Annotated in this window: 20 protein-coding genes; 14 read left to right on the forward strand and 6 right to left on the reverse strand. The window is 70.6% G+C overall.

Annotated features, from left to right (window positions below; translation table 11 throughout):
- Positions 1-27 precede the first annotated feature (27 nt).
- From FHR32_RS20660 to FHR32_RS20685, 7 genes are all read left to right on the forward strand, one after another.
- Positions 28-1032, forward strand: coding sequence for a LacI family DNA-binding transcriptional regulator (locus tag FHR32_RS20660; protein ID WP_184755797.1), 1005 nt, complete (start codon positions 28-30; stop codon positions 1030-1032).
- Positions 1005-2531 (forward strand): sugar ABC transporter ATP-binding protein, encoded by a 1527-nt coding sequence (locus FHR32_RS20665; protein ID WP_184755798.1) that lies wholly within the window; start codon positions 1005-1007, stop codon positions 2529-2531. The genes FHR32_RS20660 and FHR32_RS20665 overlap by 28 nt, the downstream gene beginning before the upstream one ends.
- Positions 2515-3483, forward strand: coding sequence for an ABC transporter permease (locus tag FHR32_RS46745; protein ID WP_312882516.1), 969 nt, complete (start codon positions 2515-2517; stop codon positions 3481-3483). Before FHR32_RS20665 ends, FHR32_RS46745 begins: the two co-directional genes overlap by 17 nt.
- 18 nt (positions 3484-3501) lie before the next feature.
- On the forward strand, positions 3502-4449 hold the full coding sequence (locus tag FHR32_RS46750; protein WP_312882517.1) for a D-ribose ABC transporter substrate-binding protein: 948 nt from the start codon (positions 3502-3504) through the stop codon (positions 4447-4449).
- Complete coding sequence (locus tag FHR32_RS20675; RefSeq protein ID WP_184755799.1) at positions 4449-5405, forward strand: ribokinase; 957 nt, start codon at positions 4449-4451, stop codon at positions 5403-5405. Before FHR32_RS46750 ends, FHR32_RS20675 begins: the two co-directional genes overlap by 1 nt.
- Positions 5402-5791 carry a D-ribose pyranase gene (rbsD, locus tag FHR32_RS20680; RefSeq protein WP_184755800.1) on the forward strand — a complete coding sequence of 130 codons (390 nt, stop codon included), beginning with the start codon at positions 5402-5404 and terminating at the stop codon, positions 5789-5791. Before FHR32_RS20675 ends, rbsD begins: the two co-directional genes overlap by 4 nt.
- Before the next feature lie 122 nt (positions 5792-5913).
- Positions 5914-6909 carry a stage II sporulation protein M gene (locus FHR32_RS20685; protein WP_184755801.1) on the forward strand — a complete coding sequence of 332 codons (996 nt, stop codon included), beginning with the start codon at positions 5914-5916 and terminating at the stop codon, positions 6907-6909.
- A 274-nt stretch (positions 6910-7183) separates the two neighbouring features.
- Here FHR32_RS20685 and FHR32_RS20690 read toward each other — a convergent pair whose 3' ends face one another.
- The 5 genes from FHR32_RS20690 to FHR32_RS20710 all read right to left on the reverse strand — a co-directional run bounded on the left by FHR32_RS20690 (position 7184) and on the right by FHR32_RS20710 (position 12715).
- Positions 7184-8551, reverse strand: coding sequence for a DUF58 domain-containing protein (locus FHR32_RS20690; protein WP_184755802.1), 1368 nt, complete (start codon positions 8549-8551; stop codon positions 7184-7186).
- A gap of 4 nt (positions 8552-8555) precedes the next feature.
- Complete coding sequence (locus FHR32_RS20695) at positions 8556-9557, reverse strand: AAA family ATPase (RefSeq protein ID WP_184756619.1); 1002 nt, start codon at positions 9555-9557, stop codon at positions 8556-8558.
- 73 nt (positions 9558-9630) lie between these two features.
- Positions 9631-10791, reverse strand: coding sequence for a DUF4350 domain-containing protein (locus tag FHR32_RS20700; RefSeq protein ID WP_184755803.1), 1161 nt, complete (start codon positions 10789-10791; stop codon positions 9631-9633).
- A complete protein-coding gene (locus FHR32_RS20705) occupies positions 10788-11453 on the reverse strand; it encodes a DUF4129 domain-containing protein (RefSeq protein ID WP_184755804.1) in 666 nt (221 codons plus the stop codon). Before FHR32_RS20705 ends, FHR32_RS20700 begins: the two co-directional genes overlap by 4 nt.
- Positions 11438-12715, reverse strand: a complete 1278-nt coding sequence (locus FHR32_RS20710; RefSeq protein WP_184755805.1) for a glycerophosphoryl diester phosphodiesterase membrane domain-containing protein — start codon at positions 12713-12715, stop codon at positions 11438-11440. Before FHR32_RS20710 ends, FHR32_RS20705 begins: the two co-directional genes overlap by 16 nt.
- A 344-nt stretch (positions 12716-13059) precedes the next feature.
- Here FHR32_RS20710 and mtrA point away from each other — a divergent pair, with 344 nt between their 5' ends.
- From mtrA to FHR32_RS20740, 6 genes are all read left to right on the forward strand, one after another.
- A complete protein-coding gene (gene mtrA, locus FHR32_RS20715; protein ID WP_012888151.1) occupies positions 13060-13737 on the forward strand; it encodes an MtrAB system response regulator MtrA in 678 nt (225 codons plus the stop codon).
- Positions 13738-13765: 28 nt separating this feature from the next.
- Complete coding sequence (gene mtrB / locus FHR32_RS20720; protein ID WP_184755806.1) at positions 13766-15505, forward strand: MtrAB system histidine kinase MtrB; 1740 nt, start codon at positions 13766-13768, stop codon at positions 15503-15505.
- Entirely contained in the window at positions 15495-17255 is a 1761-nt protein-coding gene (locus FHR32_RS20725; RefSeq protein ID WP_184755807.1) for an LpqB family beta-propeller domain-containing protein, read from the forward strand. The genes mtrB and FHR32_RS20725 overlap by 11 nt, the downstream gene beginning before the upstream one ends.
- 34 nt (positions 17256-17289) lie before the next feature.
- The gene (locus tag FHR32_RS20730; RefSeq protein ID WP_184755808.1) at positions 17290-17994 is read left to right on the forward strand and encodes a ComF family protein; all 705 of its coding nucleotides are present in this window, start codon (positions 17290-17292) and stop codon (positions 17992-17994) included.
- Between the two features lie 522 nt (positions 17995-18516).
- Complete coding sequence (gene hpf / locus FHR32_RS20735) at positions 18517-19173, forward strand: ribosome hibernation-promoting factor, HPF/YfiA family (RefSeq protein ID WP_184755809.1); 657 nt, start codon at positions 18517-18519, stop codon at positions 19171-19173.
- 95 nt (positions 19174-19268) lie between these two features.
- A complete protein-coding gene (locus FHR32_RS20740) occupies positions 19269-19973 on the forward strand; it encodes a response regulator (protein WP_184755810.1) in 705 nt (234 codons plus the stop codon).
- 52 nt (positions 19974-20025) lie between these two features.
- Here the strand turns inward: FHR32_RS20740 and FHR32_RS20745 are convergent, their stop codons facing one another.
- Positions 20026-21207: a winged helix-turn-helix domain-containing protein gene (locus tag FHR32_RS20745; protein ID WP_184755811.1), complete on the reverse strand. Its 1182-nt coding sequence runs from the start codon at positions 21205-21207 to the stop codon at positions 20026-20028.
- Between the two features lie 489 nt (positions 21208-21696).
- Here FHR32_RS20745 and secA point away from each other — a divergent pair, with 489 nt between their 5' ends.
- Positions 21697-24504 (forward strand): preprotein translocase subunit SecA, encoded by a 2808-nt coding sequence (gene secA / locus FHR32_RS20750; RefSeq protein ID WP_184755812.1) that lies wholly within the window; start codon positions 21697-21699, stop codon positions 24502-24504.
- Positions 24505-24527: the final 23 nt, after the last annotated feature.

Raw genomic sequence — 24527 nt, forward strand, 5'->3', positions numbered from 1 at the left:
TCATGTAATCGATTACATGGAGGGCCGATGGCGCGTATCAAGGATGTGGCCGCACATGCGGGTGTCTCTGTCGCCACGGTCTCCCGGGTTCTGAACGACAGCCCCTCGGTGACGGAGGAGACCCGGACCCGGGTCTACGCCGCGATGAGAGAGCTCAACTACGTTCCCAACGCGGTGGCGCGCTCGCTGCGCACCGAGGCGACCAGAACCCTCGGTCTGATCATCGGTGACATCGTCAACCCGTTCTTCGCCGAACTGGCGAGAGCGGTCGAGGACGCCGCTCGCGCGGCCGGCTATACGGTGATCATCGGCAATGCCGACGAGCGGGCCGAGGAACAGGACCACTACGTGCGGACCCTCCTGGAGCGGCGGGTGGACGGGCTGCTGATCTGCCCCACCGCCGAGGTCACGCCGCTGGTCGAGGAGGTCGCGCGATCCGGCGGGCCACTGGTCTTCCTGGACCGCGTCCTCCCCGGAGTGCACGTGCCGTCGGTCCGGGCCGACGGCACCGACGCCATCAAGGCACTGGTCGCCCACCTGGCAGGGCTCGGGCACCGGCGGGTCGCCTTCATCTCGGGACCGGCCAGGCTGTCCACCGGCAGGGAGCGCACGGAGGCGTTCCTCGCGGCGATGGCCGAGCACGGCCTGGAGATCCGGCCGGAATACGTCCAGGCCGGTGACTTCCGTTCGGGCAGCGGCCGTGCGCTCACCGCCAGGCTCCTCGACCTGCCGGAGCCGCCAGAAGTGATCTTCGCGGGTGACAACCTGATGACCCTCGGCGCACTGGACGAGATACAGGCCCGCGGCCTGCGCATCCCCGACGACGTCGCTCTGGCGTCGTTCGACGACGCGGCGTGGTTTCCGCACGTGAGCCCCCCGATAACCGCGATCAGCCAGCCCGCCGCCGAACTCGGCAGGTTGGGGGTGGGCGTCATCCTCGACCGCCTCGCCGGCCGGCCGGCCGGGTCGGTGATCCTCCCCGCCCTGCTGGTGGTCCGTCAATCATGCGGGGAAGAAAGGAACGGCTCGTGAACGACGAGATCCTCCGGGTCGAGGGGCTGCGCAAGGAGTTCCCGGGCGTGATCGCGCTGGACGGGGTCGACTTCAGCCTCCGGGCCGGTGAGGTCCACGTCCTGCTCGGTGAGAACGGCGCGGGCAAGAGCACGCTGATCAAGATGCTCTCCGGCGCCTACCACCCCGACGGAGGGCGGATCCTGGTCGACGGCGCTCCGGCCGAGATCCGCACCGCGGGCGACGCCGCGAAGCTCGGCATCGCCACCATCTACCAGGAGTTCAACCTGGTTCCCCAGCTCACCGTCGGGGAGAACCTCGCCCTCGGGCGCCCGCCCCGCCGGTTCGGCTTCGTCGACACCCGGCGGATGCACGAGCAGGCGCGGGACCTGCTGCGGCGGGTCGGCGTCGACGTCGACCCGCGCACCCCGGTCGCGAGGCTGGGCATCGCGCGCATGCAGATGGTCGAGATCGCCAAGGCGCTGGGCCTGAACGCCCGGGTGCTCATCATGGACGAGCCGACCGCCGTGCTCACGACGACCGAGGTCGAGCGGCTGTTCGCCATCGTCCGGCAGCTCCGCGACCAGGGGGTGGCGATCGTGTTCATCACGCACCACCTTGAGGAGATCCCGCAGCTCGGCGACCGGGTCACCGTCCTGCGAGACGGCCGCTCGGTGGCCGAGGTGCCGGCCACCACTCCCGAGAACGAGCTGGTCAGGCTCATGGTCGGCCGTCCGATCGACCAGCAGTACCCACGGGAACCGGCGGCGCCGGGCAGTCCTCTCCTGCAGGTGCGGGGGCTCCGCAGGGAGGGCGAGTTCGCCGACGTCTCTTTCGAGGTCCGTGCCGGTGAGGTCGTGGGCCTGGCCGGACTGGTCGGCGCGGGCCGTACCGAGGTCGCGAGGGCGATCTTCGGTGCGGACCCCTACGACGCGGGCGAGGTCCTGGTGGAGGGCCGCCCGCTGCCCAGCGGCGACGTGCACGCCGCCATGGAGGCGGGCCTCGGCCTGGTCCCGGAGGACCGCAAAGGCCAGGGGCTGGTGCTCGGCGCGGATGTGGCGGAGAACCTCGGCCTGGTCACGCTGCGGCGGGCCAGCCGTGGCGGGTTCGTCGACAGGCCGGGGCAGCGCAAGGCCGCCGGCGAGGTGGCCCGGCAGCTCGGGGTGCGGATGAGCGGTCTCACCCAGGAGGTCCGCACGCTGTCGGGCGGCAACCAGCAGAAGATCGTCATAGGGAAATGGCTGCTCGCCGACGCGAGAGTGCTCATCCTCGACGAGCCCACACGCGGTGTCGACGTGGGGGCCAAGGTCGAGATCTATCAATTGATCAATTCGCTCACCGCATCCGGGCATGCGGTGCTCATGATCTCCAGCGATCTCCCCGAGATCCTGGGCATGAGCGACCGCGTCCTGGTGATGGCCCGCGGCAGGCTCGTCGGGGAACTCGCCGCCGGTGACGCTACACAGGATTCGGTGATGGCCCTGGCCGTCACCGAGGTGGAGGATGCTCGTGTCCACTAACGTGCTGCGCCGGAAGCCGCCGGCGGCCGCGTGGCTGGGTGAGAACGGCGCGCTGGTCGCACTCGTCGTGCTCGCGGCCGCGCTGTCGCTGCTGTCGAGTGACTTCCTGGCGGTGACCAACCTGCTCAACGTGGGCGTGCAGGCGGCGGTCACCGCGATCCTGGCCTTCGGCGCGACCTTCGTCATCATCACCGGCGGCATCGACCTGTCGGTCGGCTCCGTCGCAGCCCTGTCGGCTATCGTGCTGGCCTGGACGGCGACGGACACGGGCCTGCCGTGGCCGCTGGCCGTGGTGATCGCCCTCGCCGTCGGACTCGCCTGCGGGCTGGTCAACGCCGCACTGATCGCGTACGGCAAGCTGCCGCCGTTCATCGCCACGCTGGCCATGCTGGGCGTGGCCCGCGGTCTGGCCCTGGTGATCTCGCAGGGCAGCCCGATCGCGATGCCGGAGACCGTCTCCCACCTGGGCGACACCATCGGCGACTACCTGCCGGTCCCCGTCATCGTCATGCTGCTCATGGGCGTGATCACGGCCGTGATCCTGAATCGGACCTACAGCGGGCGCGCGATGTACGCCATCGGCGGCAACGAAGAGGCCGCCCGGCTGTCCGGTATCAACGTCAACCGGCAGAAGCTCATCACCTATGCCCTGGCCGGGCTCTTCGCCGCGGTCGCGGGCGTCGTCCTGGCCAGCCGCCTGGCCTCGGCCCAGCCTCAGGCGGCCGCCGGCTACGAACTGGACGCCATCGCCGCCGTCGTCATCGGCGGGGCGAGCCTGTCCGGCGGCAAGGGCCGGGCCTTCGGCACATTCGTCGGCGCGCTCATCCTCGCGGTGCTGCGCAACGGCCTCAACCTGCTCTCTGTCTCCGCCTTCTGGCAGCAGGTCGTGATCGGAGTGGTGATCGCGCTCGCGGTCCTGCTCGACACCCTGCGCCGCCGCGCAACCAACTGAAACCATCGGGGGAACATCGTGAAACGCACCATCAGCCTTGTCGCCGCCGGCGCCGCGCTCGCCCTGGGCCTGACGGCCTGTGGCTCGGGCTCCTCCGCCGGAGGGTCCTCGGCGGCAGGAGGAGACGTGAAGATCGGCATGTCGGTCTCCACCCTGAACAACCCCTACTTCGTCCAGCTCCGCAAGGGCGCCGAGGACGAGGCCAAGAAGCAGGGGGTCGCGCTGACCGTCACCGACGCCCAGAACGACGCCTCCCAGCAGGTGAACCAGGTCCAGAACTTCGCCAGCCAGAGCATGAAGGCGATCATCATCAACCCGGTCGACTCCGACGCCGCCGGCCCCGCGGTGAAGGCGGCCGAGCGCTCCAAGATCCCGGTGGTCGCCGTCGACCGCGTGGTCAACGGGGCCACCGTGGCCCAGACCGTGGCGTCCGACAACGTCGCCGGCGGCAAGCTGGCCGCCCAGGAGCTGGCCAAGCAGATGGGCGAGAAGGGCAAGGTCGCCGTCCTGCAGGGCGTGCCCGGCACCTCCGCCTCCCGTGACCGCGGCCAGGGCTTCACCGAGGGCATCAAGGCCTACCCGAACATCCAGGTGGTCGCCCAGCAGCCCGCCGACTTCGACCGGACCAAGGGTCTGGACGTCATGACCAACCTCCTTCAGTCCAACCCCGGCGTCACCGGGGTGTTCGCCGAGAACGACGAGATGGCCCTGGGCGCCATCAAGGCGCTGGGCGCGAAGGCGGGCAAGGAGATCAAGATCGTCGGCTTCGACGGCACCCCCGACGGGCTCAAGGCCATCCAGGCGGGCACGCTGAACGCCAGCATCGCCCAGCAGCCGCAGCTCCTCGGCCAGCAGGCCGTGCAGGGCGCGCTCAAGGCGGCCAAGGGCGAGAAGGTCGAGACGACGGTGGCCGTGCCGGTCAAGGTCGTGACCACCGGCAACGTCGCAGAGTTCGCGGGCTCGTGATGAGCGTCCACAGCGACGACGTCGAGCGCGTCCCCCCCGAAGACGTCCACCGGCCGCGCCCGGACGACCCGGCGGAGCCGTACGAAATGATCGTCGTGGGCTCGGTCAACGCCGACCTGGTGGTCCGCGTCGACCGGCGTCCCCGGCCAGGCGAGACGGTGATCGGCTCGGACCTGGTCATCTATCCCGGCGGAAAGGGAGCCAACCAGGCCGTGGCGGCGGCCAGGCTCGGCGCCCGGGTGGCCCTGCTCGGCAGGGTCGGCTCCGATGGCAACGGCGACTTCCTGCGCAAGGCGCTGGACGGCGACGGGGTGGATCTGAGCCGTCTCACCGAGACTCCGGGGCCGACCGGCGTCGCCCTGATCACCGTGGGGGCCGACGGGGACAACAGCATCATCGTGTCACCCGGGGTCAACGCGTTGCTCAGCGAGGACGACATCGCCGCGGCGGCCGACCTGCTGGCCTCGGCGCGGGTCGTCTCCCTGCAACTGGAGAGCCCTCTCGCCACGGTTGCGGCCGCCGCCCGGACGGCGGCCCGGGTGGTCTTCAACCTGTCGCCTCCCGCAGTGGTCCCCGACGACCTGCTCGCGGCCTGCGATCCGCTCGTCGTCAACGAACACGAGGCCGCACTCCTGCTGGGCGAGCACGGCACTCCCCGTCAGCAGGCGACGGCCCTTCTCGCCCTCGGCCCACGCTCGGTGGTGCTCACGCTGGGAGCCGACGGCGCGGTCGTCGCCGAACCCGGCGGGGTGACGACGGTGCCGAGCCCCGCGGTGGACGTCGTCGACACCACCGGCGCCGGCGACGCGTTCACCGGGGCGCTGGCCTGGCGCCTGGCCAGAGGCGACGACCTGGCCGGCGCCACCGCCTTCGCGGTCCGGGTGGGCGCCGCCTCCGTACGGAACCCCGGCGCGCAGAATTCTTATCCGCATCTGGAGGATCTGGAGACCCTGTGAAACGTGCCGGAATCCTCAACGCCGCCCTGTCCGGCGCGCTCGCCCGCCTCGGCCACACCGACGAACTGCTCATCTGCGACAGCGGAATGCCGCTGCCCCGGGGAGTCGAGGCCGTCGACCTCGCCTTCCTGCCGGGCGTTCCGTCGTTCGCCGAGGTGCTGGACGGGATCCTCTCCGAGCTCGTCGTGGAGGCGGCGACCGCGGCTCAGGAGGTCCGGACGGCCAATGCCGGGTGCGATGCCCTGCTCAGCGCCCGGCTGCCCGGCCTGACCTACGTCCCGCATGAGGAGCTCAAGCGCCTGTCCCACTCCAGCCGGCTGGTCGTGCGGACCGGGGAGGCGCAGCCGTACGCCAACGTGCTGCTGCGCTGCGGGGTCGCCTTCTGACCGTCCCGGCCCCGCCGGGACGCTGATCCGGCACTGGCCGGCGGCCTCCGCACGGCCGGCCCTCCCGCTTCCGGGCCGCCGGACCAACGCGGCGGTGACGGAGAAGTGGATACGCTTCCCGAGTGGACATCGACGCCTTCGTCAGCGCGCACCGGCCGGTCTGGGACCGCCTGGAGGACCTCATCCGGCGCCGGAGGTCGCTGGACGGCGCCGAGATCGACGAGCTCGTGGACCTCTACCAGCGGGTCGCCACGCACCTGTCCATCGTGCGGTCGGGATCGGCCGACCCGATCCTGGTGGGCCGGCTGTCCGCGCTGGTCGCCCGGGCCCGGTCGGCGGTGACCGGCGCGCACACCCCCGCCTGGCGGGAGTTCGTCCGCTTCTTCGCGGTCTCCTTCCCGGTGGTCGCCTACCGCGCCCGCTGGTGGTGGCTCGCCACGACGGCCGCGTTCGTCCTGGTCTCCGTGGTCGTCGCCGTCTGGGTGGCGGGCGACCCCGCCGTCCAGTCCGCGATCGCCACGCCCGAGGAGATCACCCAGCTCGTCGACCACGACTTCGCCGACTACTACTCCGAGCATCCCGCGGCCTCGTTCGCCGGGCAGGTCTGGGTCAACAACGCCTGGGTCTCGATGCAGGTCATCATCATGGCCATCCTGCTCGGCCTGCCGATCCCCTACATCCTCTGGGAGAACGCGGCCAACGTGGCCGTCTCCGCCGGGCTGATGGCCTCGCGCGGCAAGCTCGACATCTTCTTCGGCCTGATCACCCCGCACGGCCTGCTGGAGCTGACCGCGGTGTTCCTCGCCTCGGCCGTCGGCATGCGCCTGGGCTGGACGGTCATCGCCCCCGGTCCCCGCAGGCGCGGTGAGGTCCTCGCCGAGCAGGGCAGGGCCGTCATGAGCGTGGCCCTCGGCCTGGTCGTGGTGCTGTTCGTCTCCGGGCTGATCGAGGGGCTGGTCACCCCCTCAGGCCTGCCCACCTGGGCGCGGATCGGCATCGGAGTGGTCGCCGAGGCCGCCTTCCTCGGCTACGTGATCTACTTCGGCCGCCGGGCGCTGGCCGCCCAGGAGACCGGGGACATGGAGCACGCCCCCGACCTCGCGCCGAGCGCCGGGTAGCGCCGAACCCGCCAGACGCTGCTCGGGAGGCCGGTCTTCAACTGTGTCAGGGGCCTCATGCGGTTGCGCGGTCATCGGTCTCCCCCCTCTGCCGTCCAGCCCCAGGGTCTACGGGGCCGGCCCAGCGAAGACACCAGATCACAGCAACTGCCCGTGGCGCTTATCGACCATGACGGTGCAGAAAAACAGCGCGGGGCTTGTCCTCCATCGTCGTGGCTGTTCGGTGGGTCCTCATCGGACACGGCACGTCCGCCGGGGCGGGCCGCGTCCGCCGTCAGAGGCGGCCCGCGGCCTTCAGCGCCAGGTAGGCGTCGGCCAGGGCGGGGGCGAGCTGCTCCGGAGCGGCGTCCACGACCTCCACGCCCTGGCGGCGCAGCCGGGCGGTGATCCTGCGCCGGTCGGCGTTCTGCTGCTCGGCCGCCGCGGCGTTGTAGACCAGCTCGGAGGTGCCGCGCCCGGCCGCCATCGTGGCGACCTGAGGGTCGGAGACGGCGGCCAGGAGCACCAGGTGCCGTGCGGAGAGCTGGGGGAGCACGGGCAGGAGCCCCTCCTCCAGCGACGCCGAGTTCAGGTCGGTCAGCACGACGACCAGGCAGCGCCGCTTGGCGCGGGCCAGGACGGCGGCGACCATGCCGGCCGAGTCGGCCTCGACGAGCTCGGCCTCCAGCGGGGCCATGGTGTTGACCAGCGACGACAGCGTCTCGGTACGGCTGGCGCCGGACAACCAGGCGCGCACCGCGCGGTCGTGGGCCAGGAAGTCCACCCGGTCACCGGCACGGGTGGCCAGCGCGGCCAGCAGCAGTGCCGCGTCCATCGACCAGTCCAGCCGGGGCCAGCCGGGTACGGCCGCCGCCGGGCCGTACAGGCCGCCGGTCCTGGGCATCTCACCGGCCAGCGGGATGGGAGCCGTCCCCACCCGGCCGGCCGAGGTGCGCCCGGTGTCCAGGACGATCAGCACCCGCCGGTCGCGCTCGGGCCGCCAGGTGCGGACCACGACGTCGTTGCGGCGGGCGGTGGCCCGCCAGTCGATCGAACGGACGTCGTCGCCGACCACGTACTCGCGGAGCGAGTCGAACTCGGTGCCCTGCCCCCTGACCATCGACGGATGCCGGCCCTCCAGCTCCCGCAGCCGCGACAGCTTGGCGGGCAGGTGCTTGCGGCTGAGGAACGGCGGCAGCACCCGGACCGACCACGGAACCCGGTGGGATCCCTGGCGGGCCGCGATGCCCAGCGGGCCCAGCGTGCGCACCGTGACCGTGACCGCCTCGCGGTCGCCCCGGCGGGTGGGGGTGAGCGTCGTGACGAGACGGCGGCGCTCGCCGGGGGGCACGTCAAGCGGCAGATGCCGCGGCGTGGCCCCCGCCGAGGGAGGCCAGGCGTCCCGCAGCAGGCCCCGGGCCCGGCGGGACCCGGGGTTCTCCACGATCAGCTCGACCGTGGCCGACTCGCCGAGCCGTACCAGCCGGTCGCCCGCGCGGGTGAACCGCAGCGGCCGCACGCCCGCGGCCAGCAGCAGGTCCACCGCGATCAGCGCCAGCAGCAGCAGAGCCACCCCGGCCACGGCCGGCCCCGGCTGGGGCGCGAACAGCACGGCCAGCGTGCCGAGCAGGGCCAGCAGGGCGGCCCGTCCTGTCAGTGCCATCGTCTCAGCGGGGGACGGGGACGGAGGCGAGGATGGCGTCGATCAGGCCGTCGGCGGTCGCGCCCTCCAGCTCGGCCTCGGGGCGGAGCTGGATCCGGTGCCGCGTCGCGGGCCTGGCCAGCGCCTTGACGTCGTCCGGGGTCACGTAGGAGCGGCCGGACAGCCAGGCCCACGCCCGCGCCCCGGCCAGCAGCGCGGTGGCGCCACGCGGCGAGACGCCGAGCTGGAGCGACGGCGACTGGCGGGTGGCCCTGGCGATGTCCACGATGTAGCCGAGCACCTCGGGGCCGGCGTGCACCTGGCTGACCGCGGCGCGGCCGGCGTCCAGGTCGGCGATGGTGGCCACGGCCTTGACGTGCGACAGGTCACGCGGGTCGAAGCCCAGCGCGTGCCGTTCCAGCACCGCGATCTCCTGGTCGCGGGGCGGCAGCGGCACGGTCAGCTTGAGCAGGAACCGGTCGAGCTGCGCCTCGGGGAGCTGGTAGGTGCCCTCGTACTCGACCGGGTTCTGGGTGGCGGCCACGATGAACGGCTCGGGCAGCTTGCGCGGCTTGCCGTCCACGCTGATCTGCCGCTCCTCCATCGCCTCCAGCAGCGCGGCCTGCGTCTTGGGGGGCGTGCGGTTGATCTCGTCGGCGAGCAGCAGGTTGGTGAAGACCGGGCCCTGGCGGAACTCGAACTCCGACGTCTTCGCGTCGTAGATCAGGGAGCCGGTGACGTCACCCGGCATCAGGTCGGGGGTGAACTGCACCCTTTTGAAGTCCAGCGAGAGCGCCGCCGCCAACGTCCTGACCAGCAGGGTCTTGGCGACGCCCGGCACGCCTTCGAGGAGCACGTGCCCCCGGCAGAGCAACGCGATCACCAGCCCGGTGACCACGGCGTCCTGGCCGACGACGGCCTTGGAGACCTCGGCGCGCAGGCTCCCCAGCGCCTCCCTGGCGGTGTTGGCATCGGGGGCCGTCCCGGCGGCGAAGGGCGTCCCCACCCGGCCGCCGTCCTGTGGCATGGTCACGAGGACTCCTCCGCCGACTCCGGGAGCACGGTGCCGCCGTTCCCGACGGCCTGCTCGCTACGCTCGCTCACGACTCTCTGACCTGCCTCTCCAACATGTCCAGGTATGCGGCCAGGGCTATCAGCCCGGCCTCGTCAGCCGGTGGCGGGCCGTACAGGGCGGCGCCCACGTGGAAGCCCGCCTGTCCGGTCCGTTCGGCGATAGCGTCGACCTTCGCCTCCGGGCCGGCCGCCGAGGGCAGCCCGAGCCGGGGGGTGACCCGGTCGACGAAACCGGCGCGCAGGGCGACGGCGGCCCGGTCACGGGCGCGCCTGGCCCGGTAGAGCCTGGCCCGGCCCTCCACGGTCTCGGCGGCCCTGACCACGACGGGCAGCCGCTCGGCCACCACCGGGCCGAGCCGGCGGCCCTGCCAGAGTGCCAGCAGAAGGACCACGAAGGCCAGTTGCACCACGGCCCATCTGACCCCGTCGGGGATCAGGTCGTAGAAGCTCCGCTCTCCCGTGCCCTGCTCCGTGGTCTCCGGGGCCACCAGCCAGATCAGCAGGGGCCTGGCCCCGGCCAGGTTCATCGCCAGCGCGGCGTTGCCGTCCTCGGCCAGCCGCAGGTTGGACATGAACCGGCCGTCGCCCACAGCCGTGATCGTCCTGTCCCCGTTCGGGTAGCTGACCAGGGTGGGCGCGCCGTCGGCAGGGTAGCAGCCGACCGCCCCCGAAGGGGCGGTGAAGGCCGTGCCGCCCGTGAAGGCGCTGCCCGCCCTGGTCGCCGCCCGCAGCGCGCACCGGGGCTCGCGGGAACGGGGCCGGGCCGTCTCGGTGGAGCCGATGCCGGGGGTGAGCAGGTCCTCGTACCGCTGCGCGCCGATCACGATCCGGTCGGCGGACAGCGCGCCGAGCCGCCGGGCCTCGTCTCTGTCGAGGAAGGAGGTGTCGCTGAGCAGCAGCGCGCTCTCGCCGGAGTCGGCGGCCTCCGCCTCGGCGACCGAGGTGACGCGCCTGACCTCCACGCCGTGGGCCCGCAGGAGCTGGGCCAGGCCCTTGCCGCCGGACAGCGAGGTGTCGGCGGGATCCAGGGGCCGGCTCTCGCCGGAGCCGCCGAGCAGCACGCCGACGACGGCGCCGGCGACCACGATGAGCGCGACGAGGAGGATGCCCCGACTGCCGCGCCACAGGCTCGCGGCGGTGGGCGAGGTGGATGTCGGCCCCGTCTCCGGAACGGCGGCGAGGTTCACGAGGAGACCGTCCCCGTCATGGCGCCGAGCGTCGGACGGGCCGTGCGCAGGCGTTCGTCGAGGTCGCGCAGGACCCCGTAGGCCTCGGCGGTGCCCGGCACCTCGCCGTAGGTCACGTCGTCGAACACCCGCGCCGCGGCGGCCAGTTCGGCGGCGAATTCGGGCAGCGCGCGTCCGGCCTCGGCCGCGAGCTCGTCCGCGGTACGGCCGGGTGTGGAGTCGACGATGACCCGGTCCTCCAGATCTCGTGCGAGGGCCCGCAGCCGCTCGCGTACGGCCTCGGCCCACCGTCCCTCGGCGGCCAGCCGTTCGGCGGTCTCGCGATGTTCGGCGGCGGTGCGGCGGCGGTCTCCGAAGATCCCTTCCTTGCGCGTGGTGCCGCCCCTGACGGTCCTGTGCGCGATCATGACCACCGCGACGACGGCGGCGACGACGATCATCGCCAGGACGATCCGCGCGGCCACGCTGCCGACCACACCCACGGACTCCTGGTCCAGCAGGTCGCCGAGGAACTGGTTCACGGCCCGCATGACGCGGTCGACGAGGGACTCCTTGGCGTACTCGGACCTGAGGAGCTCTGCGGCCGCCTCGCGCCGGGCCTGCTCACGGCCGATGTCGATCGGGGCCGCCAGGAGCGCCGGGTAGGTCAGGACGGGGACCACGGAGCTCCCCGACCGGCCTGTTCGCTTGGGCCCGGCCCGGCGGGTGTGATGGACGGGTCCCACAGGTCGTCGGCCGACGCGTGCACCCAGCCCTGCCGTTGCTGCTCGATCGCCGCGGTCTGCAGCACCAGGTCGAACGCCTCGGCGCGCATCCGCCGGTCGGCGTAGAGCAGGCCGTGGACACCGGCCTGGAAGGGGTAGGTGATCATCGCGCCGATGGTGCCGCCGACGGCGATCAGGATCGCCGTGCTGATCTGCGAGGCGGTGGAGGCCCCGCCGAAGAAGCCGATGTAGGTCCCCGCCAGGGTGAAGGGGAGGGAGAGCAGCGTGGCGGTGAGGCCCGCGATGAGCTGGGTCAGCAGCAGGATGCCGAGCGTCCGCCAGAAGCCGCCGTTCACGAGCGTCCACGACCTGCGCAGGGAGGCGAGGACGCCGCGCCGCTCCAGCACCGCCACGGGCGCCGCGAGTGCCAGGCGGGTGGTGATGAAGAGCGCGTAGGCGAGGAAGCCGAGCCCCAGCACCGCGGTCAGGAGGAACGCCGACCCGAAGTCGGCACCCGCCGAGATCACCGCCAATACGAGCAGGACGGCCAGCACCAGTGGCAGCAGCATGACCAGCGCGCTGACGACCACCAGCCCGAACAGCGTGGGGATCCGGCCCCGGGTCAGCCTCCACGCCTCGCCCACCGTCGTCCTGCCGCCGAAGACCGCCCGGCCCAGGATCCGGGTCAGCACGCCGGTGAGCAGGGTGACCGCGACGAACTGCACCGCGTAGGAGATCAGCGTCCCGCCGTACTGGGAGAGGAAGTCCACGTTCTGCGAGCCGTCCGGCGTGCCGGAACCGTTCAGGTCCGCCCCCATCTCGGCGAGCACGACCGACTGGCCGATCGCCACCGGGATCGCTCCGACCGCGGCGACGACCGCCGACAGGCCCAGGACGGTCTTGGGGTTGGAGCGGATCAGCTTGATCGCGCCGTCGAGGATGTCACCGAGGCCGAGCGGGCGCAGCGGGATGATCCCCGGGCGCAGCGCGGGGGGCGGCATGCGGTAGCCGTAGGGCTGCCCGCCGTACGGGCCTGACTGGTATGGCGGTATCTGCCCGCCATGGGGCTGCTGAGGGGGTGGGGGTGGGGGCAGGGGCTGCTGCGGGGGCGGCGCGCCGGGCGCGGTCCACGGCGATCCCGAGGCGTTGCCGTAGGGCGGAGGTTGGTTGGACGCCCAGCCGGATGGCGTGCCGGGAGTGGAGCCGTGACCGTCTGACATATCCCAATCCTGACATGTGGACACACCGATTGTGGTGATGGGGAGATCACACCAGGGTTTCACCCGGCACGAGATCGACGGAGATGACGGAGGGATGGCCGAGACACCGTCGTTTACACCAGACTGGGAACGTGACCACCTCCGCTTGGCGTTCGCAGTCGCCAGGGCCGGAGTCGGTCATGCAGGGGGGACTGCCGCATGCTTTAGGTTGCGTGTGCCTAAAATTCGGCCTTTGGATGGCTGGCCGTTGGCTGGTGTCATCCAGTAGCCGGACAAGGGTAATCTTCGACCACCGTGCCGTTTATCCCAAAGACTCCCAAACTGCGTAAAACGAATGAGGGGCCATGAAAGGACGCGTGCTGGTCGTCGACGACGACGCCGCTCTCGCCGAGATGCTCGGCATCGTGCTGCGCGGGGAGGGTTTCGAGCCTTCCTTCGTCTCCGACGGGGACAAGGCGCTCGACGCGTTCCGCGACACCCGGCCCGATCTGGTCCTGCTCGATCTGATGCTGCCGGGTGCCGACGGCATCGACGTGTGCCGCCGCATCCGTGCCGAGTCCGGCGTGCCGATCGTCATGTTGACGGCCAAGAGCGACACCATCGACGTCGTCCTCGGCCTGGAGTCGGGAGCCGACGACTACATCGTCAAGCCGTTCAAGCCCAAGGAGCTGGTGGCCCGGGTGCGGGCGCGGCTGCGCCGCACCGACGAGCCGACGCCGGAGATCCTGCAGATCGGCGACATCACCATCGACGTCGCCGGGCACTCGGTCAAGCGGGACGAGGAGACCATCAACCTCACCCCGCTGGAGTTCGACCTCCTGGTCGCGCTGGCCCGTAAGCCGCGCCAGGTCTTCACCCGCGAGGTCCTGCTGGAGCAGGTCTGGGGATACCGGCACGCGGCCGACACCCGCCTGGTCAACGTGCACGTCCAGCGGCTCCGCGCCAAGATCGAAAAGGACCCCGAGCACCCCGAGATCGTCGTGACGGTCCGCGGGGTCGGCTACAAGGCAGGCCCGGCCTGACCTGCGCGGGTCCCCCCGGGAGCCGGACATGTCCTCGCTGCAGAAGAAACGCCGCCGCACCCCGCGTCAGGTGATGCGGGGTGTCCGCAGGCGCGCCCGTCGCGCGGCGGGGGGCGTGCGCCGGGTCTGGCGGCGCTCCCTGCAGCTCCGCGTGGTCACCAGCACGATGGTCATCTCCATCGCGGTGGTCGCCGTGCTCGGCGTCTTCCTCATGCAGCAGATCATCTCGACCACGCTGGAGGCTCGGGAGCGCGCGGCGAAAAGCGAGGCGCAGGCCGACAGGATCGCGGTGCTCAGCTACCTGAACCAGCCGCCCGGCGACGCCTCCAAGCCGTCCGTCGACTCCGGTGACGGGCTCCAGCGGGGCGGGGACAGCCTGTTCAGCCAGGCGATCTACGCTCTCGCCGGGCGTGCCGGATCCGCCCCCCGCTACTCGGTGCTCGCCCGCAACGACAACCGGCCCGGGGAGTTCTACGGCACCCCGAACATCGACCCGAGGAGCATCCCGGCCAGCCTGCGCAACGAGGTGTTCAAAAAGGAGTCCGGCGAGGACAGCACCCACTACGGGGACCTGTACTACGAGGACCGGAACGAGCCGGTGCGGGGCGTGGTCGTCGGCACCCGCCTCGACACCTCCGGCACCATGCTGGACGACGGATACGAGATCTACCATCTGATCCCGCTGGACAAGGAGGAGGAGACCCTCAACTCGGTCCTGCGGATGCTCGTCGTCGTCGGGGTGGCACTGGTCCTGCTGCTGGCCGCCATCGCCTCCCTGGTCACCCGCCAGGTGGTCACGCCGGTACGGCTGACGCGCCAGGCCGCCGAGCGGCTGGCCGCCGGACGCCTGGACGAGCGGCTGAAGGTCCGGGGCGAGGACGACCTGGCCCGCCTGGCCACCTCCTTCAACGAGATGGCCGCCAACCTGGCGTTGAAGATCCACCAGCTTGAGGAGCTCTCCCACGTCCAGCGGCAGTTCGTCTCCGACGTCTCGCACGAGCTGCGCACCCCGCTGACCACCGTGCGGATGGCCGCCGACCTGCTCTACGACGCCCGCGAGGACTTCGACCCGATGGCCGCCCGTTCGGCCGAGCTGATGCAGAACCAGCTCAACCGGTTCGAGTCGATGCTCGCCGACCTGCTGGAGATCAGCCGCTACGACGCGGGCGCGGCCGAGCTGGACGTCGACCCGGTGGACGTCAGGGACGTGGTGCTGCGCGCCGTGGCCGACTCCGAGGCGCTGGCCGAGCGCCACTCCACCCGGTTCGACCTCCGCCTGCCCAGCGAGCCCTGCATGGCCGAGATGGACAGCCGCCGGGTCGAGCGCATCCTGCGCAACCTGCTGTTCAACGCGATCGAGCACGGCGAGGGCCGGGACATCATCGTCTCGGTCGGCGCGGACCGGGACGCGGTGGCGGTGGCGGTACGAGATCACGGGGTGGGACTCAAACCGGGCGAGGAGAACCTGGTCTTCGACCGGTTCTGGCGGGCCGACCCCTCGCGTGCGCGGACCATCGGCGGCACCGGCCTGGGCCTGGCGATCTCCCGTGAGGACGCGATGCTGCACGGGGGCTGGCTCCAGGCATGGGGGTCGCCGGGGGAGGGGTCGCAGTTCCGGCTCTCGCTGCCCCGGACGGCCGGTTCGCCGCTGCGCGGTTCGCCGCTCTCGCTGGTCCCGCCGGAGGTGGAGATGCGGCGGGCCTGGCGGGGACACATGACCCCGGTGCTGTCGCCGGCGATCGCGGACGGGGGGAACGATGCGGTCTAAGACAGGGAGACGGGTGGGCGCGGTCGGCCTGGCCGTCGCGCTGGCCTGGGGTGGGGCGGCGTGTTCGGTCATCCCCACCGGGGGCAAGGCCATCGCGGTGGACAACGAGCGCAAGGGCAACCCGCTGGGTGAGCCGTACGTGCGGGTGATCGCCATGCCGCCGAGCGCCGGCTGGTCGGCCGAGGAGGTCGTCACCGGGTTCAGGGCCGCGATGGCGAGCGTCGACGACCCCAGCCGCGAGGTCGCCCGTAAATACCTCACCGACGACTTCGCCAAGAAGTGGAACCCGCGGAGCAAGGTGACGGTCTACAAGCAGGACGAATACGTGCCGGCGGACGAAGGAGAGAAGGAGAGCCGGGTCACGCTCAAGGGCACCTGGACGGCGACGATCGACCAGGACGGCCGTTACTGGCCGATGAACACCACCCTGAACGAGCCCTTCACCCTTGTGAAGGGGCCGAACGGGTGGCGGATCAGCTCGGCGCCCGACGGGCTGATGCTGTCGGAGGCCGACGTCGACCGCGCCTACCTCAAGGTGGACCTCTACTTCCTGGACTCGGCGTGGAAGGGCCTGGTGGTCGACCAGGTCCGGGTGCCCATCGACCCCTCCTCCAACTTCGCCAAGACGACGGTCGAGCGGCTGCTCAAGGGGCCGAGCAGCCTGCTGCGGAAGGCGGTGAACTCCGCCTTCCGGCCGGGCACCGAGCTCATCGACGTCACCACCGAGGACAACCGCGTCGTCGTCAACCTGACCAAGCCGGTCGACTCCGACCGGGTCGTCCCCATGTCGGCCCAGCTCGCCGCGACGCTCTCCGAGCTCACCAACGGAGGCTGGGGCTTCGAGGTCAGGGTGAAGGGCGAGCCCTACTACTCCGACACCACGCTGCAGATCGAAGCCCAGGCGCAGTCGGACTTCGACCCCTGGATGACTCCCGGCGAGGTCCACCCCTACTACCTGGCCGGCGGCGCGCTCTGGCTGCTGGGCAGGGAGAACGTCGGCCGTCAGGTGCAGGGCGGGATGGACGACACGCGCACCCGCCCGGCGATCAGCTACCAGGGACAGGTGGCGGTGCTGTCGAAGGACGGTGCGAAGATCTCGGTCGCGCCGCTCGCCGCGGGCGGGCAGTGGCGGGACTGGATCACCGGCGGCTCCCTCACCCCGCCCTCATGGGACCGCTACGACACGTTGTGGACGGTCGACCGGCCCAGTGACCACTCCTCGGCGGTGCTGCGGATGGGGAACGACGGAAAGCAGTACCGGGTCACGGCGCCCGACCTGGACACGGTCTACGTCACCTCGCTCAAGGTCGCGCGGGACGGGGTGCACATCGCGGTGGTGGTCAAGGACGGCATGGAGGAGCAGGTCAAGATCGGTACGATCGTCGGCCGGGACGGCGACACCAGGATCACCGACCTGCAGTCCGTGGTGTCCGGCGACGGCGGCCAGACGATCAAGGACATCGCGTGGAAGGACGGCAGGTCCCTCTACGTGCTCACCGGCAAGTCCGAGCTGCTGGAGGCCTCGGCCTCCGACGAGCCCAAGTCCCTGGCCTCCAACTCCCGGATCGAGACCATCACCGCTCTGGACGGCTCCCTGCTGGCCGGGGCCAAAGACGACAACGGCAACCGCCAGGTCCTCTCCTGGAACCGCAACTCGGCGAAGTGGGAGCCCGTGGTCAAGGACGAGAGGGGATCCACGGCCTTCGCGGAGAAGGACGGCCCCTCCTCCCCCGCCTACCCGCTGGGGTGAGCTGTTTGTCGGTGGCGCCTGGCACCGTGGACCTGTGCCGACAGCCCTGCTCGATCTGGTCCTGCCGCCCCGCTGCGCCGGATGCGACGCCTCCGGGGCCCTCGTCTGCGCCCGCTGTACGGCGGAGCTGCACGGCGAGCCCGCGCGCCGGATGCCCACCCCGGTCCCGCCCGGCCTGCCCGATTGCTGGTCGGCGACCGGCTACACGGGCGCCGCGCGACGGACGATCATCGCCTACAAGGAGCGCGGCCGCACCGCGCTGGCCCCTTCCCTCGCCGGGGCCCTCGCGCTGACGATCGCCACCGCGGTCGGCGACCGGCCGGTCGTGCTCGTCCCGGTGCCGAGCGCCCGCTCCGCTGTGCGGCGGCGCGGGCACGACCCGGTGGCCCGGCTGGCGGAGCTGGCGGCGGGCTGCCTGCGCGCGGCCGGGTGGCCGGTGACCGTGGCGGGAGTCCTCTCCCAGCGTCGCAGGGTCGCCGACCAGGCGGGCCTGAGCTCGCTGCAGCGGGCCGCGAACCTGTCCATGGCATTCAGGGTTGCGACCGGCCGAAACGGGTCTGCAGTGAGATCCTGGAGCGGCATGGGGCCGGTTGTGCTGGTGGACGACATCATCACCACCGGTGCGACGCTCGCCGAGGCGGCCAGGGCACTGGGCGAGGCGGGCGTGACGGTTCCGTTCGCCGTCACCGTCGCCGCGACACGCCGGAAGAGGGAAGTTCCTCCCCGTTACGGAGGGTGAGGGGCGGGCGGGCGATCGGTCTCACCGCGGAGCCACACCTCTCTGTCCCCGTTGTGGACTCGTGGCTGTTCACCATGTTCGGAAAGTTCTCGCGTGCAGCCGTATCACACGGCCGGATCGGCCTTTCCGGCCGCCCGCGGACGGTGAGTGATCACGCAAAGTGATCCATCGGCCGGTGTCCAGGCTGACATTCGGCCGGGATGCGGATAGCGTCTGAGCCATGGCACCCGCTCGGGTCCGTGGTTGCGCCGGACCGACTCCCGTAAGAGAGCCGGCCCGGTTAGCCGATGCCAGCCGCAGGCCAAACGGTCCACGTAAGACGACTTTTCGTCGGTCGATCACGGTGCGGCTTAGAGGTAAGTCCTGCCTTCCCGGGGAGCCAGATGTTCCTCGCCAGAAGAGAAGGGCATGTAGTGGCAAAGAGCTGCGAAACCCTCAGCAGGCGGATGTGGGGACGAAGACCAGGTCGGCCGAGCGGGTGCCGCAGCACTACCATCGCCGAGGTTCGAAGGGGGTCCGTGCATGGACATCATCGTCAAGGGTCGGCACACCGGAGTGAGTGACCGATTCCGCGACCATGTGAACACCAAGCTGGCCAGGATCGAGCGTCTGGACCACAAGCTCATCAGCGTCGACGTGGAGGTGACCAAGGAGAGTAATCCGCGAATCACCGGACAGCGCGAGCGGGTCGAGCTCACCATTCACTCGCGTGGTCCCGCCGTCCGGGCCGAGGCCACGGCCGACGACCGCTTCGCCGCCCTCGACATCGCCCTCGGAAAACTCGAAGGAAGGCTCCGGCGCCTCGCTGACCGGCGCAAAGTCCACCACGGCAGCCACTGCCCCCCGTCCGTCGCCGAGCTGACCGCCACCGCCCTCGCCGAGACCCTCGAGTCCGCGCCCGCACGGCTGTTCGCCGGCGCCAGGCCCGATCAGGACTCCCAGGACGGCTCTCCCGAGGACAAGGCCATCGTCCCGATCCAGATGGACGGTGACGGGCCGCTGGTGGTCCGGGAGAAGACCCACCGGGCCGATCCGATGACCATCGATCAGGCCCTCCTCGAGATGGAGCTGGTCGGGCATGACTTCTACCTGTTCCGTGACAAAGAGAGCGGCCAGCCGAGCGTCGTATACCTGAGGCAGGGCTACAACTACGGCGTGCTGCGTCTCGTCGAACCCTGATCGACGCGTTTGAAGATCCTCTCCGACCAACCCGAGGACCCGTCAACCCGTGTAATCATTGCGGTCCAACGGCTCTGGCCCCCCGAGGAGGAGGCGTGACGGAACCCGACGAGGCGACCCGCCCTGTCAGGAGCGGTGACCCGATCCGCGTGCTGATCGTCGACGATCACGCGCTGATCCGGCGCAGCCTGGAAATGGCCCTGGCCGCGGAGACGGACATCGAGGTGGTCGGCGAGGCGAGCGACGGCCAGGAAGCGGTCGAGCTCGCCGACCGTCTCACCCCCGATGTCATGCTCATGGACGTCCGGATGCCCCGGAGGAGCGGCATCGAGGCCACCCGCGAGATCAAGGCCTCGGTGCCGAGCACGCGGATCATCATGCTGACGGTGAGCGACGAGGAGGAGGACCTCTTCGAGGCGATCAAGGCGGGCGCCACCGGTTACCTGCTGAAGAACGTCCAGCTCGACGAGGTCCCCGAGGCCGTGCGCGGTGTTCACGAGGGACAGTCGCTGATCAACCCGGCGATGGCTGCCAAGCTCATCAGCGAGTTCGCGAACATGAGCCGCAAGGAGGCCGAGCGGCCTCCCCAGCTCCCCGTCCCCCGCCTGACCGAACGGGAGATGGAGGTGCTCCGCCTGGTGGCCAAGGGGATGAACAACCGCGAGATCGCCAAGCAGCTGTTCATCTCCGAGAACACCGTGAAGAACCACGTCCGCAACATCCTGGACAAGCTCCAGCTCCACTCCCGGATGGAAGCGGTGGTCTACGCGGTCCGCGAGCGGATGCTCGAGATCACCTGACGCGCCGGGTGCGGCGCCCCGGAGCCGGGGCGCCGCACCCGCGAGTCGGGGGTCAACGGGCCAGGGCGTCCTGGAGGGGCGCCGACAGGTGCGGGTCCACCCGGTCGACGCGGACGCCGTCGCAGCCCACCCAGCTCGCGGCCTCCCACAGGGCGTCGGCCAGCAGGCCGGCCCCCCTGCGCTGGTTGACGCCGGGCTCCAGGCTGACCTGGCGGCCGACCAGGGTGGAACCCTCGCGTGCCGGGTCGACCCGGCCCACCAGCCGGCCTCCGGCGAGGACGGGCATCGTGAAGTAGCCGTGGACGCGTTTCTCCCTGGGGACGTATGCCTCAAGGCGGTGGTTGAAGCCGAACACGCGGGCGGTCCGGGCGCGGTCCCAGACGAGGGAGTCGAACGGCGACAGCAGGGTCGTGCGGTGGCGGCCACGCGGATCGGTCTCCAGGGCGGCGGGATCGGCCCACGCGTTCGCCGCCCGGTCGGGCCAGCCGGAGACCCGGACCGGGGTGAGACCGGCGCCCCCGTCGAGCAGCGCACCGTCGAGAAGGGTGGCCGCGGCGGGTTTGAGGCGGAGGAAGTCGACGAGGTCGGCCCGGGTGGCCACGCCGAGGGCGCGGCCCGCGATCCCGGCGAGGCGGGCGACGCACTCGGCGTCGGAGGGGTCTTCGGCCAGGAGGTGGGCGGGGATCGCGCGTTCGGCCAGGTCGTAGACGCGGCGCCAGCCTACGCGGCGGGTGCAGACGACCGCGCCGGTGTCCAGCAGCCACTCGATGGCGATCTTCGAATCCGACCAGTCCCACCACGGGCCGCCCTTCTTGGCGCCCCCGATGTCGGCGGTGGTGATGGGGCCGTTGTCGCGGACCTGCTCCAGAATCTTGTCCACGCTGTCGGGAAGCTCGTGCCAGCGGTACTTCCTGGCGCGGAAATACCTGCGCCGGAAGGCGTAGAGCGGCCAGTGGTCGATCGGCAGGACGCACGCGGCGTGACACCAGTATTCGAAGGCCTGGGCCGGATCGTCCCAGTAGGCGCGCTCGACATCCTGCCTGCCGACGGCACCGAGGCGGGCGTAGGCGACGAGCTCGTGGGAGCGGGCCAGAACGGAGATCGTGTCGAGTTGGACGGCTCCCAGCCGGCGCAGTGTCGCGGGGGCGCCGCCGCGCCGGACGTCGGCGCCCAGGAGGCCCTGGGCGCGGAGGATGATCCGGCGTGCCTCGTCGGCGGAGAGCGTGACCGTCATGATCGGCCTGCGGGGAGGCGGGGGAGGCCGCAGAGGACGGGGAGGGAGCCCGGCGGGCGGCGGAACGTCAGCATGACGCAGAGGGTAGCGCGCCACACCGACAAAAGAGCTACGCCGGTGTCATTCGGGCCGGCTCTCGTGGGGTGGCCGGTACGGCGCGCGCGGGTTGTCGAGGACGGCGCCCTGCCCGTATGGGCCACCTGAGGCGCGTCGTCCACCGTCGCGGTGTCTTCCTCCAGAGTGCGACGCCGGGGGGCGACGCGCCGTATGCTCAGCCTCTTCACGATGCGCGTTTGCAAACTGACATACCCTTTAGGGTGGTCACTACTCCCTATAAAAAGGGCGTGAGGAACTCCGCAGACGCCCGATGCGTCTTTCAGGGTGGCTGTGCCTGGTGGTAGAACCGCCTACGATGGCAGCGGAGAACCGTGTCTCGTCCTCATCCGGGCCGGTCCGGCCACGGAAGACCTGCGAGGAGCTTTACCTAAAGTGCCAGCCTTTCTCGATAAGATTCTTCGCGCAGGCGAAGGCAAGCTTCTGCGTAAGCTCAAGCGCATCGCCGACCAGGTCAACTCCATTGAGGACGACTTCAAGAGCCTGACCGACGCCGAGCTCCGTGCGCTGACCGCCGAGTACAAGGAGCGTCACGCCACGGGTGAGTCGCTCGACGATCTGCTCCCCGAAGCCTTCGCCACCGTCCGCGAGGCCTCCCGGCGTGTGCTGGGCAAGCGCCACTTCGACGTGCAGATCATGGGCGGGGCCAGCCTGCACATGGGCAACATCTCCGAGATGCGCACCGGTGAGGGCAAGACCCTCACCTGTACGCTTCCGGCCTACCTCAACGCCATCTCCGGCAAGGGCGTCCACGTCATCACGACGAACGACTACCTGGTCAAGGTCGGCGCGGACGAGATGGGCCGCATCCACCGCTTCCTCGGCCTCGAGGTCGGCGCGATCCTGGCGAACATGGCCCCTGACGAGCGCCGCAAGCAGTACAACGCCGACATCACCTACGGCACGAACAACGAGTTCGGCTTCGACTACCTGCGCGACAACATGGCCTGGTCGCTGGAGGAGTGTGTCCAGCGCGGCCACAACTTCGCCATCGTCGACGAGGTCGACTCGATCCTCATCGACGAGGCCAGGACGCCGCTGATCATCTCCGGCCCCGGAGAGCAGTCCGGCAAGTGGTACGCCGAGTTCGCCAAGATCGTCCCCCGGCTCCGCAGGGGCACCGAGGGCAAGGACGGCGAGGAGAACACCGGCGACTACGCCGTCGACGAGAAGAAGCGCACCGTCGGCATCTTCGAGACCGGTGTGGAGAAGGTCGAGGACTGGCTCGGCATCGACAACCTCTACAAGCCCGAGCACACCCACCTGGTGGGCTTCCTCAACAACGCGTTGAAGGCCAAGGAGCTCTACAAGAAGGAGAAGGACTACATCGTCGTCGACGGTGAGGTCCTGATCGTCGACGAGTTCACCGGTCGAGTCCTGCACGGCCGCCGTTACAACGAGGGCATGCACCAGGCCATCGAGGCCAAGGAGAGCGTGAAGATCAAGGACGAGAACCAGACTCTCGCCACGATCACGCTGCAGAACTACTTCCGCCTCTACAAGACGCTCTCCGGCATGACCGGCACCGCGGTCACCGAGGCCAACGAGTTCCACCAGACCTACAAGCTCGGCGTCGTCCCGATCCCGACGAACCGGCCGATGATCCGCAAGGACCAGGCCGACGTGGTCTACAAGACCGAGGACGCCAAGTTCCTGGCCTGTGTCGAGGACATCAAGGAGCGCTACGAGAGGGGCCAGCCGGTCCTGGTCGGCACCACGAGCGTGGCCAAGTCCGAGCGCCTGTCCAAGGAGCTCAAGCGCAAGGGCATCCAGCACGAGGTCCTCAACGCCAAGCACCACGCCCGTGAGGCGGCGATCATCGCCGAGGCGGGCCGCAAGGGCGCGGTCACCGTCGCCACCAACATGGCCGGTCGAGGCACCGACATCATGCTCGGCGGCAACCCCGACTTCCGTGCCGACATAGAGCTGCGCAACCGCGGCCTGGACCCGGTGGAGACCCCCGAGGAGTACGACAAGGCCTGGGCCGAGGCGCTGGAGAAGGCCAGGGAGGCCGTGAAGGCCGAGCACGACGAGGTCACCGAGATCGGCGGCCTCTACGTCCTGGGCACCGAGCGGCACGAGTCGCGGCGGATCGACAACCAGCTCCGCGGCCGGTCCGGCCGTCAGGGCGACCCGGGCGAGTCGCGGTTCTACCTCTCGCTCGAAGACGACCTCATGCGCCTGTTCAACTCGGCCAGGGTCGAAATGATCATGACGCGGCTGAACATCCCGGACGACGTCCCGATCGAGTCGGGCATCGTCTCCAAGGCCATCGCCTCCGCACAGCACCAGGTCGAGCAGCAGAACTTCGAGATCCGCAAGAACGTTCTGAAGTACGACGAGGTCATGAACCGGCAGCGCAAGGTGATCTACGCCGAGCGTCACCGGGTGCTGGAGGGCGCCGACCTGCACGAGCAGATCCGCGGCTTCGTCAACGACGTCGTCGACGAATACATCGCCGGCGCCACCGCCGAGGGCTTCTCCGAGGAGTGGGACCTCGACAAGCTGTGGAAGGCGCTCGGCCAGCTCTACCCGCTCACCCTCACGATCGACGGCGTCCTCGAGGAGGCCGGCAGCCGTGAGGAGCTCACCGCGGAGTTCCTCGCCGAGAAGGTGAAGGCCGACGCCGCCGCGGCCTACGACCGCCGTGAGGAGGAGCTCGGCGCCGAGGCGATGCGGGAGCTGGAGCGCAGGGTCATCCTGTCGGTCCTCGACCGCAAGTGGCGCGAGCACCTCTACGAGATGGACTACCTCCAGGAGGGCATCGGCCTGCGTGCCATGGCGCAGCGCGACCCTCTGATCGAATACCAGCGTGAGGGCTTCGACATGTTCTCCCAGATGCTCGAGGGCATCAAGGAGGAGTCGGTCGGTTACCTGTTCAACCTCGAAGTCGAGGTGCAGACCAACCCGATCGTCGAGGAGCACGACCACGACCACGACCACGAGGACGCGGCGATCTCGGAGACCCGCTCCATCATCGCCCGCGGCCTCCGTGGCCCGCAGCGCCCCTCCGAGTTGGAGTACACCGCGCCCGGTGAGAGCGGCGAGGTCGAGCACACCCGCATCAGCACCAAGGAAGAGCGCGACGCCTACGGCAACGTCGAGCGCAACGCCCCGTGCCCCTGCGGCTCGGGTAAGAAGTACAAGCGCTGCCACGGCGACCCCAAGAACATCCAGGTCTGACCGCTGACCGCTTGATCCGGAAG

The organism is Streptosporangium album, assembly GCF_014203795.1.
GTDB classification, from domain to species: Bacteria; Actinomycetota; Actinomycetes; order Streptosporangiales; family Streptosporangiaceae; genus Streptosporangium; species Streptosporangium album.

Bases quoted from the DNA above. Each gene is read 5' to 3' on its own strand.
- FHR32_RS20710 (WP_184755805.1), bottom strand. From the start codon at position 12,715: ATGTCAGACGGTCACGGCTCCACTCCCGGCACGCCATCCGGCTGGGCG.
- mtrB (WP_184755806.1), top strand. From the start codon at position 13,766: ATGTCCTCGCTGCAGAAGAAACGCCGCCGCACCCCGCGTCAGGTGATG.
- hpf (WP_184755809.1), top strand. From the start codon at position 18,517: ATGGACATCATCGTCAAGGGTCGGCACACCGGAGTGAGTGACCGATTC.
- FHR32_RS20665 (WP_184755798.1), top strand. From the start codon at position 1,005: ATGCGGGGAAGAAAGGAACGGCTCGTGAACGACGAGATCCTCCGGGTC.
- mtrA (WP_012888151.1), top strand. From the start codon at position 13,060: ATGAAAGGACGCGTGCTGGTCGTCGACGACGACGCCGCTCTCGCCGAG.
- FHR32_RS46745 (WP_312882516.1), top strand. From the start codon at position 2,515: ATGCTCGTGTCCACTAACGTGCTGCGCCGGAAGCCGCCGGCGGCCGCG.
- FHR32_RS20660 (WP_184755797.1), top strand. From the start codon at position 28: ATGGCGCGTATCAAGGATGTGGCCGCACATGCGGGTGTCTCTGTCGCC.
- FHR32_RS20745 (WP_184755811.1), bottom strand. From the start codon at position 21,207: ATGACGGTCACGCTCTCCGCCGACGAGGCACGCCGGATCATCCTCCGC.
- FHR32_RS20690 (WP_184755802.1), bottom strand. From the start codon at position 8,551: ATGGCACTGACAGGACGGGCCGCCCTGCTGGCCCTGCTCGGCACGCTG.
- FHR32_RS20695 (WP_184756619.1), bottom strand. From the start codon at position 9,557: ATGCCACAGGACGGCGGCCGGGTGGGGACGCCCTTCGCCGCCGGGACG.
- FHR32_RS20725 (WP_184755807.1), top strand. From the start codon at position 15,495: ATGCGGTCTAAGACAGGGAGACGGGTGGGCGCGGTCGGCCTGGCCGTC.
- FHR32_RS20675 (WP_184755799.1), top strand. From the start codon at position 4,449: ATGAGCGTCCACAGCGACGACGTCGAGCGCGTCCCCCCCGAAGACGTC.